Genomic DNA, 11,770 nt, shown 5'->3' on the forward strand with positions numbered 1-11,770 from the left:
GGGGCGGCGTAGGTTCAACCTTGGCGGGCATGGTCTCCGCAAACGGCTGGTTTCGAGTGTCGCAGCCGAAATCTATTGCCGGTCAGCGGCTTGCACCATGCCCGTCAGCCCACGTGAATGATCCGGGCTAATTATGCGGCTTGTTGCCTGTCGCCTTCAGGAAATTGTCGTTGTATTTCCAGAAGATCGTCCCGCCCCAGGCTGCTGTCGACTCATAGACGTAATCCCATTTGCCGCGGGATGTCTTGGTCAGCTTATTGTCCTTGTCGCGGTAGAATTCCTCGCCCGGGACATCCTTGTTGGCGATTTGGTAGATGTTGTGGGACTCGTCGGTGAAGTGGATGCCCTTCACCACCTTGGGGTGCTTGGCGTAGTTGCTCTTGACGTCAGCGCCGTCCCAGAAATAGCCGCCGTTGGCATAATCCTTGCCCTTGTCGGACAGTGCGTTGAGCGCCGCCTTCACCGCCGCCTTCATCCCGGCATCGGCATTGATCCTGGCAAGCTTCGCCTTCATCAGCCGGCCGTAGCGCTGGTTACCGTCATGCGCGGCGAAGGCGTAGGTCTTGTTGGCCGCAATGAAGCCCGACACCGTCTTGTAGCCGCGCGCCTTCTGCTGACGGACCAGCACATTGGCGATTCCGGCCATTTCCTCGAAGACATCATTGACGGAGCCCTCGCCATAGGCGACCGCCGCCAGCGCGCGGGTGTTGTCGTCGAGCGCCTCCAGCGGCGGATCGGCCGCAGCCGTCTTCTGCTCCGCCGGTGGCCTTGTCGGGTCGAGCCAGACATAGACCGCGGCGGGGCTGCCGGGGTGCGGCAGGCCCCAAGGCAGGCTGTCGCCGATGATGGGGCCGGGCATGACGCAGAAGCCGGGCCCAGTGCCGCCGCAGGGCGCATCCGGGTGCGCCAGCAGGTCCTCGGGATCGCGGGTTTGCCAGGCGGTGATCGGCATGTCAGACGGCATCGGCGGCTCCCTCAGCGCCTGCCCGAACCGGTGGCCGGCAGCGGCAGGCTACCAGCGGCGATAGCCGCGTCCATAGCCGTAACCACCGTACATGCCGATGGAAACGCCGACCGGCGGGTGAGGCGCATAATACGGATAGGCCGGGTAGCCATAGGCCGGGGCGTAGTAGCCACCGTACCCATATCCCCCGCCGTACCCCACCGGCGGCTGCAACTGGTTACCGAGGCTCGCCATGCACTGGGCGTAGGCGGTGTCGTAGTGCTGTTGCAGCGATCGGCCGGACGCGCCCGCATTGCCGGCACCGACGGCCGAGCCGGCCAGCAGCCCGGTGCCGGCGCCGATCGCGGCTCCCGTGCCCATTGCGCCGCCTGCCGAACCCAGCAGCGCCCCGGCCGCCGCGCCCAGCGCGGTGCCGATGGCGGCGCTGCCCACCGCCGACCGGTTGGCCGCCTCGGCCGGGCTGCCATAGCCGATCTGCGCCGAGGCATAATTGCGGCACTGCGCATCCTCATTGCGGAAGGCGCCAAGATCCTTGCCGGCCGGTGGCGTGGCCAGCACCAGCGGGCCGGTTGGCGGCGCCACGGTGCAGGCGCCAAGGCCGAGCGGGATGAGAAGGGCAAGGGCGGTACGGGAGCGGGTCATGGTCGCTTTCTCGAGGCCCGGACCATCCGGGCGTTGAAAACCTCTACATGGTGGCGCGGGCGGCCAATTACCGCCCTCGGTACAGGTCCTTGCCACGAGCGGCGGGATGCCTCCGGGCCGTTCATCACGGCACGGCGCCGGTGTTTCAGCCTGTCGCGCTGGCCAGGATGCGAGCGAAAAGCGGCACGGCCGCGGCGAGTTCGGCGACGGCCACGCATTCGTGCGGGGTATGCGCGGTGGCGATGCTGCCGGGCCCGAGGATGACGCAGGGCGCCAGCGCCTGCAGTTCCGAGGCGTCGGTCCCATAGGGCGCGGTGCTGGCTGGCCGGCCGGTGAGCCCGGCGGCGAGGCGGATCAGCGGATGGTCCACCGGCAGCTCTGGCGGCGGCCCCTCGGCCGCCAGGGTCAGCTCCACCCCGGCGCGCTCGGCGGCGGCGCGGACCTGCGCAAGGATCGGCGCCGGCGGGACAGAGTGGCTGGAGCGGAACTTGATCCGGCAGCTGGCGACCGGCACGGTCACGTTCACCGCCGTGCCATGGTTGTCGATCACCAGGTTGAAGTCGGAGAAGGGCGGGTCGTAGGCGGGGTCCAGCAGCGCCGGGTCGCTGCGCAGCCGGGCTTGAATCTCCCGCATCTCCGCGAGGAAGGGGATCAGCGCCCAATTGGCGTTGCGCCCCTGCCCGGTGGAGGAATGCGCCTGCACCCCGCGCGCGACCGCGGTGATGCTGACCGAGGAGCGGTGGCCCCGCACCGGCGTCAGCCCGGTCGGTTCCGCCACCACGATCCCCCTGAGACCGAGGGATTGCGCCAGGGCGCTGCCGGCGACGGCGCGGGCGCCGGCCTTGGTGGTCTCCTCGTCGGTGGTGATCAGCAGGGTGGCCGGCACATCGGCCGGGACGCTGCGGGCGGCCAGGATGCAGGCGGCGACCGCCCCCTTCATGTCAACGCTGCCGAGGCCGTGCAGCACGCCATCGGCATCGATCCGCGGCGCCCAGGGGTCCGCCTGCCATCCGGTCTCCGGCACCGTGTCCATGTGGCCGGAGAGCGCGTAGCCGCCCCGGCCCGGGCCTCGCTTCGGGCCGCGATGCGCCACCAGGGCGCGCTTGGCGACGCCATTGGCGTCCAGATAGTCCAGCCGCTCGACCTCGAACCCCTTCAGCTCCGCCTCGATCCGCTCGGCGATGGCGAGGTTGGAGACGGCGCTGCGGCTGTCGATGGCGACCAGCTCGGCGGTGAGGCGGGTGATTTCGCTGTCGGGCATGGACCGCAGCCTTGCCGCCGTGGGGGTGAAAGGGCAAGTCTCGGCGCATGCCTGAGCCCCTTGCCTATCTCGACCCCCGCACCGGCCGGAGCTGGCCGCTCGACGCGCCGCGCTGGTGCGGCGATGACCGGCAGCCGCTGCTGCTGACCGAGCTGCCCGGCCTTGCGCCGGAGCAGATCGACCGCGGCACCCGCAGCCTCTGGCGCTACCGCGCCGCGCTGCCGCCGCTGGCCGGCGAGCCGATCACCATGGGCGAGGGCTGCACCCCCCTGCTGACCCGCAGCTTCGGCGGGGCGGAGGTGCGGCTGAAATGCGAATGGCTGATGCCGACCGGCAGCTTCAAGGACCGCGGCGCCTCGGTCATGTTGTCGCTGCTGCGGGCGCAGGGTGTGACGTCGGTGCTGGAGGACAGTTCCGGCAACGGTGGCGCGGCGATCGCCGCCTATGCCGCGGCGGGCGGGATGCGGGCGAGGATCATGGTGCCGGCCAGCACCTCCCCGGCCAAGACGGTGCAGAGCCGGGCGGCGGGGGCGGAGATCGAACTGGTCCCCGGCACCCGCCAGGATTGCGCGGATGCGGCGCTGCGCGAGGCGGCGAGCATCTTCTACGCCAGCCACAATTGGCACCCCTTCTTCCTGCAGGGCACCAAGACCCTGGCCTATGAGCTATGGGAGGACCTCGCCTTCCGTGCCCCGGACAATGTCATCGTGCCCTGTGGCGCAGGGTCCAACGTGCTCGGCTGCGGCATCGGCTTCAACGAGCTGATGGCGGCCGGGCAGATCGAACGGCTTCCGCGCATCTTCGCCGCCCAGCCGGCGCGTTGCGCGCCGATCGCCCGGGAGTTCCTCGGCCTCGATCCGGCGGCGCCGCAGCCCACCATCGCCGAGGGCACCGCCATCGCCCAGCCGCTCCGGCTGCGGGAATGCCTCGGCGTGCTGCGGCAGACCCGGGGCGGCGCGGTGATGCTGTCCGAGGCGGAAATCGGCGAGGCCACCCGCGACCTGGCGCGCAGCGGCGTCTACGTCGAGCCGACCAGCGCCCAGGCGGCGGCGGCCTTCGCCAAGCTGCTGCGGGCGGGAACGATCAGCGCCGGCGAGACCACGGTGGTGGTGCTGACCGGCAGCGGGCTGAAGGCGACGCCGCGGATCGCGGAGCTGCTGGGCATCGCGGTGTGACGGTGGAGGGGCGCATCGCCGCCGCCTTCCGGCTGGATGCCGAGGGCTGGGCCCGGCATGCCAACCCCTGGAGCGGCTGGACCCGCTTCGCCACCTTGCCCCTGCTGGCACTGGCGGTCTGGAGCCGTGCCTGGATCGGCTGGTGGGCGGTGCTGCCGCTGGCGCTGCTGCTCGTCTGGCTCTGGCTGAACCCGCGCGCCTTCCCGCCGCCGGATCGCTGGGACGCCTGGATGACCCGCGGCGTGCTGGGCGAGCAGCTCTGGGTGGCGCGGGATGCGGTGAAGCTGCCCCCGCATCACCGGCGGATGCCGCATCTCCTGGCAGCCCTTGGCGGGCTCGGCCTGGTGTTCCTGCTCTGGGGTATCATCATGCTGGAATTCTGGCCGACGCTGCTTGGCCTCGCTGTGGTCATCCTGGCGAAGCTGTGGTTCATCGACCGCATGGTATGGCTGCATCACGACATGGGCGGAGAGACGCCGTGACCGGACCGCGCATCGCCCTGCTGGGCTTCTCCATCGAATGCAACCGCTTCGCCCCGCCGGCGACCTTGCGCGACTTCGAGACGCGCTGCTGGGTGGAGGGCGAGGCGCTGGTCGCCGATGCCCGCAGCGCCTCGCCCATGGCGCTAGGCGAGATGCCCGGCTTCGTCGCCGACATGGATGCCGCCGGGCCCTGGCAGCCGCGGCCGGTCCTGCTGGCCATGGCCGAGCCCAATGGCCCGGTGGAACAGGACGCCTTCGCCCTGATGATGACGAAGTGGCGTACGGGGCTGGAGGCACTGCGCGGTCAGGTGGATGGTGTCTATTGCGTGCTGCACGGCGCCGGCCTGACCACCGCCCTGGACGACCCCGAGGGCGCGGTGCAGGCGCTGGTGCGCGAGGTGCTGGGCGATGTGCCGATGGTGTGCAGCTACGACCTGCACGCCAATGTCTCCGACGCCATGGTGCGCGACACCGATGCCTTCGTCGGCTACCGCACCAACCCGCATCTCGACATGCGCGAGCGCGGCGCCGAGAGCGCACAGCTGCTGCGCCGCCTGCTGGCCGGGGAACGCGCATGCCGTGCCCTGCGCCGCCTGCCGATCGTCGCTCCCACCGTCTCCATGCTCACGGCGCAGGGGCCTTATGCCGAGGTGATCGACCTTGGCCAGGAGCTGGCCGCGCTCGATCCCGCCATCTGGAACGTCTCGGTCATGGGCGGATTCGCCTATGGCGACACACCCTTCAACGGCATGGCGGTGGTGGTCACGGCCTCCGACCAGGCCACGGCCGACAGCATGGCGGAGCGGTTGGCGCGCGCCGCCTGGGCGCGCCGCGACCGCTTCGTCGCCGAGCTGACGCCACTGCGGGAGGCGGTGCGGCGGGCGAAGGATAGCCCGGTGCCGCTGGCCTTCGCCGATGTGGCGGACAACCCCGGCGGCGGCGGCCGCGGCAACACGATGCAGATCCTCGAAGCCTTCCACGCCGCCGATGTGCAGGGCTGCCTGGTCGGCGTGATCCACGACCCGCTGCTGGCGGCCGAGGCCCATGCGCTCGGCCGCGGCGCCCGCTTCACCGCGCGGTTCAACCGGCCGCAGGGCACGCTGACCGCCGACGACCCCTTCAGCCATCCCTTCGCCGCGGAGGCGGAGGTGGTGGCGCTCTCCGATGGCCGCGTCACCGGCCGGCGCGGCATCTTCGCCGGCACCGCGATGACCTTGGGCCCGACCGCGGCGCTGCGGCTCGGCGGCATCACCGTGGTCGTCATCTCCATCCGCACGCAATGCGCCGACCCGGCCTTCCTGGAACACCTCGGCCTCGACATCGGCGCGGCGCGCGCCGTGGTGGTGAAGTCGCGCGGCCATTTCCGCGGCGGCTTCGACGAGTTCTTCTCGCATGACCGGATCGTCGAGGTGGATGCGCCGGGGCTGACCTCGCCCATACTGACGCGCTTCCCCTGGACGAAGCTGCCGCGGCCGGTGCTGCCGATCGACCCCGAGACGAGCTGGACACCATGACCCTCGACGAGCTGCCGACCCCCTGCCTGGTCCTCGACCTCGGCGTGCTGAAGCGCAACCTGGCGGCCATGCAGGCGGCGGTGGCGCGGCACCCGAGCCTTGTCCTGCGGCCGCATCTGAAGACTGCCAAGAGCCGCGACGTGGCGCGCCTCGCCTCGCCGGATTTCGGCCCGGTGACGGTCAGCACCCTGGCGGAGGCGCGCTACTTCGCGGAAGGCGGTTGGCGCGACCAGATCTACGCCGTCGGCATCACCCCGCAGAAGCTGGACGCGGTCGCCGCCATCGATGCCGAGGTGAAGCTCATCACCGATGACCTCGACGTGGCCCGTGCCATCGCCGCCCATTCGGCCCCGCTCCACGCGTTGATCGAGGTGGATGTCGGCGAGGGCCGCGGCGGCATCCCGCCCGACAGCCCGCTGCTGGGCGAGATCGCCGCCGTCCTCGGCACCAGGCTGGCCGGCGTGCTCAGCCATTCCGGCCATAGCTACAACGGCCGCAGCACCGAGGACATGGCCGAGGTCGCCGAGGCGGAGCGCGCCGGCATCACCGCCGCCGCGGCGCGGCTGCGGGCGTCGGGACATGCGGTGCCGATCGTTTCGCTCGGCTCCTCCCCCACCGCGCTGCACGCAAGGCGCATGGATGGCGTCACCGAGGTGCGGGCCGGGGTCTACATGTTCGGCGACCTGTTCCAGGCCCAGCTCGGCACCCATGGGATCGAGGACATCGCCGTCACCGTGCTGGCCTCGGTCATCGGCCGCAGCCCGGTGCGCAACACGCTGCTGCTGGATTCCGGCGCGCTGGCGCTGTCGAAGGACCGCAGCACCCAGGCGGCACCGAAGGATTGGGGATTCGGCCGGGTGCTGGATGCCGCCGGGGTTCCGCTGCCGGGCGAGGCCTTCATCGCCCGCGCCTACCAGGAACATGGCGAGGTCCAGGCCGCCGCGCCGCTGCCGATGCTGCCCATCGGTGCCCGGCTGCGGGTGGCGCCGAACCACACCTGCCTGACCGCCGCGGCGCATGACCGCTATCACGTGGTGGATGGCGGGGCCGAGGTGATTGCGGTGTGGGACAGGGTGAACGGGTGGTAGTCAGCGCGGCCGTCGCCGCTTCGCCGGCCGCGCCTTCGGCGGTTTCAGCGCCTGCTTCGCCATGGCGCGCTGCGCCTGGCGGACGGCGTTGGCGGCATGCCCCATCCACCAGCCGGTGACGCGGCTGGCGGCGGACAGCCAGAGGCTGCGCGGTGTGCCTTTCATGCTGGCGGCTCCCATGCGGCGGCCTTGGAACGTGGCCGCAACCGCTGCGTTCCGTGGCCGGCATGGGGGTGGCGCCGTGGCGCGATGCCTGCGGATTGGCTTGCCGGCGACGGCCCGACGCGCAAGTCTCCGCGGCGGAGGGACCGTCCAATGAGCCAGAAGCCGCTGTTTCCGCCTGCCCGCGTGGTGCCGCTCGGCGGCGGGGCGAAGCTGATCTTCTGCTCCGGCGTCACCGCCCGCGGCAGCGCCGCCGCCGGCGGTAGTGCCGAAGCCCAGGCGCGGGAATGCTTCGCCCGCATGGAACGCGCCCTGGCCGGCGAGGGGGCGGGCCTCGGCCACCTCATCAAGATCACCACCTGGCTGTCCGACATGCGGCATTACGACGGTTTCAACACCGTCCGCCGCGCCGCCTTCGAGGTGTTGGAGGTGCCGCCGGCCAGCACCTGCCTCGGCGGCGCAAGCTTCACCACCACCGACTGCTGCATCGAGATCGAGGGCATCGCCGTGCTGCCCGGCGCCTCATGACGCTTATCGAGCACATCCGCGGCGAATCGGCGCGTCTGGCGGCGCTCTGCACCGCCTGCGGCGCATGCGTCGAGGCGTGTCCGATGACACGCTACGCCGCGGGCGTGGAGGCCGCCGGGCCGGGTGTGGTGGCGGCGGGGATGCGCGACGTGCTGCGCGACGGGCCCGGCACGCCGGAAGCGCTGGCCTGGATCGGCGCCTGCACCCGCAGCGGGGTCTGCACCCCGGCCTGCCCGGAGGGCCTCGACGCCGCTTTCATGCTGCGGCTGGCGCAATGGCGGGCCAAGGGCGCGCTCGGCGAGCCGCCGCGCATCCGGGTGAAGGAGGACACGCAATACTCGCCGAAGGTGAAGGCCTTCGCGCGGCTGACCTTGACCGAGGAGGAGCAGGCGAAGTGGCTGTAGCGCGCGACCAGGCCGTCTTCTGGTACGGCTGCAACATGACCCGCCATGGCGAGGTCATCCGCACCACCGCGCGGCTGCTGGACGCCGTCGGCCTGGATGCCGCGCCCAGCGGCGGCCCGGCGAACTGCTGCGGCAGCCCGAAGGATGCCAATGCCCGTATCAACGAGGGCATGGCGAAGCGCACCATCGAGAAATTCAACGCCACCGGCCGCGGCACGGTCGTCACCTGGTGCCCCTCCTGCCACATGAACATGCAGGACAGCATGGCGCCGGTGACGCCGACGCATTTCGAGACGGTGCATGTCAGCGCGGTGCTGCACGCAAGGCGCGACCGGCTGCGCCCGCTGCTGCTGCGGCCGGTGCCGGCGCGGGTGTTCCTGCATGCGCATCTCGGCTTCAACGGCCGGGTGCCGGTGAACGCGCTGGTCGCGGAGGTGCTGCGGCTGATCCCCGGGCTGACCCTGGTGGAGCATCCCTACCGCGCGCCGGGGCACATGTGCTCGGCGTTGTCAGGGGTGCCGGGGGCGCTGGCGGATGCGCAGCGGGCGACGCTCGCCGCCATGGCGGAGACCGGCGCCGACACGCTCTGCACCATCTTCCATTCCTGCCACCGGGAGGGCGTGGCGCTGGAACGCCACGGCGTGCGGGTGATGAACTGGATCCACCTGCTGGCCGAAAGCGCCGGCTGGGAGGCCGAGGATGGCTACAAAGCCTGGCGCAACGCCGCCGATCCGCGCGCGGCGGTCGGCGAGGCGCAGATCGCCGCGGCAGGGGAGGTGGCGTTCGAGCGGCTGGTGGCACCGGAGTTGGCCAAGCCGCCGATGGTGTGAGCGGTCTGCGCCTGGGGGCGGAAATGTGACGACAATCGGATCATCACTCTGGGCGCCAACCTCATACTAACGGCCGTTGGTGTTAATCCAGCAACGGTCCGCAGTCAGCGGGCAGTTTGCTTGGTAAATTTTAAGTGCGCCACACTGGCGGTGGGCCGCGTTCGCGGCCTCGGCATGCGTGCAACACGCATGTCTTCAGTATCAAAAATCGAAGCTTGGCCTTCATGTATGACGTATGCGGCTTTGAAGTGCGGCGATCACCTGCCTTGTGCGCGTCCGATACTCGCCAGTCGAATAGCGATGTGTGCCGATGAAGTGAAGAAAACGCATATCCGCGCCCGGCGCCTCGTTCCAGTAGTTGGAATAGCGGTCATAGGGCAAGAGCAGCGCATCCCTGCTGTTGGCGATCAGGAAATTGGAGGCGACCTGCTCGCTCCCCCAACTCCGCCATTTGTCGTGGCCGACGATGGCTTCCGCATTGCGGCTGAACGCCTCAGCCTCAGCGCGCTTGAAGCCACCGAGCGCAAAACCCGCGAAGCCTGAGCAACCCCGCACATAACGGTGCGCACCCGGATCGGGATATTGATCCCAATTGCCTTCAATCGACGATTGGACATGCGCCGGCCCCGCTGGATCGACGCGGCTCCCACGCGGGTTATAGGTCGCCATGAAGTCAGGGAGCGAGAGCACACCGCGCTTGCCGTCCAGTAGCTCGCCAAGCAGGGTGAAGCTGCGGTTGGCAACGATCGCATCCACCACCTCTGACACGTCACCCATCGTTAATGTGTCAGAATCGAGTTGAATTACATAGTCTTCGGCGGTCATCGCCAGCAGCGTGAGCAATCGCTCCCAAGTACCACCGTTTGGACAGGCGCCGGTCTGTACCGTGTGAATCGAGTATATCTCGGGATTGCCACAATGATGTGCGAGCAGCGCTTTGTCGGCTGCTGTCAACGTGCCGTCGTCGAGGATTGCGACCCGCCCCATCCGAAGCCGGGCGTGCAACGACTTCACCGCCACGAGATAGGGCAGCAGCACCCTAGACCCGATCATCGAGTAGAGAACTACCCGGTCGCTGGTCGGCACGATCGGCCGCGTCTGCAGTACACTGCGGGCTGTTGCCAAGTGCAGCGCCTTACGGAATTTTCTCAGAGCCCGATCGATCATCGCCCTTCCCTGGCGGAGACACGCCGCTACCTAATGAATGCCAGCTGCTCACCGCCCCGACAGCGAGCAGCTACGGCGGGAACGATCGAGCCAAACCTGTTGATGTCAGGCGTGCTTGCCAACCTGCCAATCACTTACCCTTTGATGCGACGATTCGATATTGGAATTTTACACGGCAAATTGGCCGAGCCAGCGGCCAGTTTGCGATCGGCAAGGATGGCAATGTCGATGTATGCGTATCCGAAACGTTTGGGGTGGTGGTGGTGCGGCGTGTGCTGACGTGAACGGCCCAAATACGGTGCCGCGTGGACCGCGGAGCGTCAAGCCGCTCCGCCAAATCCGAACCTTGGCCGGTTCGGCCTTTGGACCATCCATTGCAGCGTGCCAGCTACCCATCCACCGTCAGGTTCAGCCGCTGCGCGATCTCCGTCCATTCCCGCAGGTTGCGCGCGATCTGCGCCTTGAAGGTCGGCGGATCCTGGTAGCTCGGCACCGTATCCACCGCCAGCAGGCGGCGGTGCGTCTCCGGCTTCGCCGCGCAGATGCGGAACGCCTCCACCAGCCTGTCCAGCACCGGCTGCGGGGTGCGCGCCGGGGCCAGCAGCCCGCTGAAGCCGCTGAAGCTGAAGCGGCCGGAGAAGCCCAGCTCCTTCAGCAGCGGCACCTCGCCAAGCGCCGGGATGCGGCGGTCACCGGCCGTTGCCAGCGGGCGGAGGCGGCCGGCCTTCATCATTTCCCCGGCCGCGGCCATGGAATGGAAGCCGCCGTGGATGGCGCCGGACAGCATGTCCTGCAGCATCGGCGTTTCGCCGCGATAGGCGACATGCTCCATCTTCAGCCCCGCCTCCTCCGCCAGCAGCAGGGCAAAGGCATGGCCGGTGCTGCCCGGCGCGTAGGAGCCGAGCGAGAGGTCCCGCCCCTTGGCCCAGGCAGCGAAATCCTGCCAGCTGCGAATCTCCGCCGGCACCTTCGGCCCGATGACGAAGGTGATGGAGGTGGTGCCCAGCCGGCCGATAGGCGCGAAATCATTCACCGGGTCGTAGGGGAAGCGCCGCATCACCACCGGGCTCTGGATATGGGTGGTGATGGTGAAGAGCAGGGTGTAGCCATCCGGCGCCGCCTTGGCCGCGGCCTCGGTGCCGACCATGCCGCCGGCGCCGCCACGGTTCTCGATGACGATGGGCTGGCCGAGCTCTGGCGACATGCCGTCCGCGGCGATGCGCGCCCAGGTGTCGGTGCCGCCGCCTGGCGGGAAGGGCACGATGAAGCGAATCGGGCGGTCGGGATAGCTGCTCTGCGCGCGGGCGATCGCGGGAGCAGCGAGCCCGGCCAGCAACAGGGAACGACGAAGCATCAGTTCGATTTCCTCCCGCATGGGTTTTGCGGGAGCTTAGAGCCCATCCGAAAAGGGATTGAGTTACCTGAATCGGATGTGATTCCCTTCTCCTGCGGGCGATTTGTGGGGAAGCAGGATGGCGTGGACAGCGGAGCATCGGCGTGCGGCGGATCGGCGCGGGCTGCGCTACCCCTCCGATCTGACGGATGCCGAATGG

13 protein-coding genes are annotated in these 11,770 nt (G+C 69.5%); 7 read left to right on the plus strand and 6 right to left on the minus strand.

Annotated features, from left to right (window positions below; genetic code table 11):
• Positions 1 to 127: 127 nt before the first annotated feature.
• The 3 genes from H7965_RS26185 to H7965_RS26195 all read right to left on the minus strand — a co-directional run bounded on the left by H7965_RS26185 (position 128) and on the right by H7965_RS26195 (position 2,867).
• Positions 128 to 964, minus strand: a complete 837-nt coding sequence (locus tag H7965_RS26185) for a hypothetical protein (RefSeq protein WP_222440826.1) — start codon at positions 962 to 964, stop codon at positions 128 to 130.
• A gap of 48 nt (positions 965 to 1,012) precedes the next feature.
• Positions 1,013 to 1,606, minus strand: coding sequence for a glycine zipper family protein (locus H7965_RS26190; protein WP_186773496.1), 594 nt, complete (start codon positions 1,604 to 1,606; stop codon positions 1,013 to 1,015).
• A gap of 145 nt (positions 1,607 to 1,751) precedes the next feature.
• Entirely contained in the window at positions 1,752 to 2,867 is a 1,116-nt protein-coding gene (locus tag H7965_RS26195; protein ID WP_186773497.1) for a M20/M25/M40 family metallo-hydrolase, read from the minus strand.
• A gap of 47 nt (positions 2,868 to 2,914) precedes the next feature.
• Here H7965_RS26195 and H7965_RS26200 point away from each other — a divergent pair, with 47 nt between their 5' ends.
• From H7965_RS26200 to H7965_RS26215, 4 genes are read left to right on the plus strand one after another with little or no spacing between them, the layout of a single operon-like run.
• A complete protein-coding gene (locus tag H7965_RS26200) occupies positions 2,915 to 4,042 on the plus strand; it encodes a pyridoxal-phosphate dependent enzyme (protein ID WP_186773498.1) in 1,128 nt (375 codons plus the stop codon).
• The gene (locus H7965_RS26205; protein ID WP_186773499.1) at positions 4,039 to 4,524 is read left to right on the plus strand and encodes a DUF6653 family protein; all 486 of its coding nucleotides are present in this window, start codon (positions 4,039 to 4,041) and stop codon (positions 4,522 to 4,524) included. The genes H7965_RS26200 and H7965_RS26205 overlap by 4 nt, the downstream gene beginning before the upstream one ends.
• The gene (locus H7965_RS26210) at positions 4,521 to 6,038 is read left to right on the plus strand and encodes a M81 family metallopeptidase (RefSeq protein WP_229682804.1); all 1,518 of its coding nucleotides are present in this window, start codon (positions 4,521 to 4,523) and stop codon (positions 6,036 to 6,038) included. Before H7965_RS26205 ends, H7965_RS26210 begins: the two co-directional genes overlap by 4 nt.
• Positions 6,035 to 7,126: an alanine racemase gene (locus H7965_RS26215; RefSeq protein ID WP_186773501.1), complete on the plus strand. Its 1,092-nt coding sequence runs from the start codon at positions 6,035 to 6,037 to the stop codon at positions 7,124 to 7,126. Before H7965_RS26210 ends, H7965_RS26215 begins: the two co-directional genes overlap by 4 nt.
• On the opposite strand, the gene H7965_RS26220 is transcribed toward H7965_RS26215, so the two are convergent.
• Positions 7,127 to 7,291, minus strand: coding sequence for a hypothetical protein (locus H7965_RS26220; RefSeq protein ID WP_186773502.1), 165 nt, complete (start codon positions 7,289 to 7,291; stop codon positions 7,127 to 7,129).
• A gap of 150 nt (positions 7,292 to 7,441) precedes the next feature.
• On the opposite strand from H7965_RS26220, the gene H7965_RS26225 reads away from it, so the two are divergent.
• The 3 genes from H7965_RS26225 to H7965_RS26235 are packed head-to-tail and all read left to right on the plus strand — an operon-like array spanning position 7,442 to position 9,050.
• Positions 7,442 to 7,816 (plus strand): RidA family protein, encoded by a 375-nt coding sequence (locus H7965_RS26225; RefSeq protein ID WP_186773503.1) that lies wholly within the window; start codon positions 7,442 to 7,444, stop codon positions 7,814 to 7,816.
• Positions 7,813 to 8,220: a 4Fe-4S dicluster domain-containing protein gene (locus H7965_RS26230; protein ID WP_390624618.1), complete on the plus strand. Its 408-nt coding sequence runs from the start codon at positions 7,813 to 7,815 to the stop codon at positions 8,218 to 8,220. The genes H7965_RS26225 and H7965_RS26230 overlap by 4 nt, the downstream gene beginning before the upstream one ends.
• The gene (locus H7965_RS26235) at positions 8,211 to 9,050 is read left to right on the plus strand and encodes a (Fe-S)-binding protein (protein ID WP_186773505.1); all 840 of its coding nucleotides are present in this window, start codon (positions 8,211 to 8,213) and stop codon (positions 9,048 to 9,050) included. The genes H7965_RS26230 and H7965_RS26235 overlap by 10 nt, the downstream gene beginning before the upstream one ends.
• Positions 9,051 to 9,272: 222 nt before the next feature.
• Here H7965_RS26235 and H7965_RS26240 read toward each other — a convergent pair whose 3' ends face one another.
• Together H7965_RS26240 and H7965_RS26245 are read right to left on the minus strand one after the other, a co-directional pair.
• Positions 9,273 to 10,217, minus strand: a complete 945-nt coding sequence (locus tag H7965_RS26240) for a hypothetical protein (protein ID WP_186773506.1) — start codon at positions 10,215 to 10,217, stop codon at positions 9,273 to 9,275.
• A gap of 388 nt (positions 10,218 to 10,605) precedes the next feature.
• Positions 10,606 to 11,571 (minus strand): Bug family tripartite tricarboxylate transporter substrate binding protein, encoded by a 966-nt coding sequence (locus H7965_RS26245; RefSeq protein ID WP_186773507.1) that lies wholly within the window; start codon positions 11,569 to 11,571, stop codon positions 10,606 to 10,608.
• Positions 11,572 to 11,770: the final 199 nt, after the last annotated feature.

This window comes from Siccirubricoccus deserti, assembly GCF_014283215.1.
Taxonomy (GTDB): domain Bacteria; phylum Pseudomonadota; class Alphaproteobacteria; order Acetobacterales; family Acetobacteraceae; genus Siccirubricoccus; species Siccirubricoccus deserti.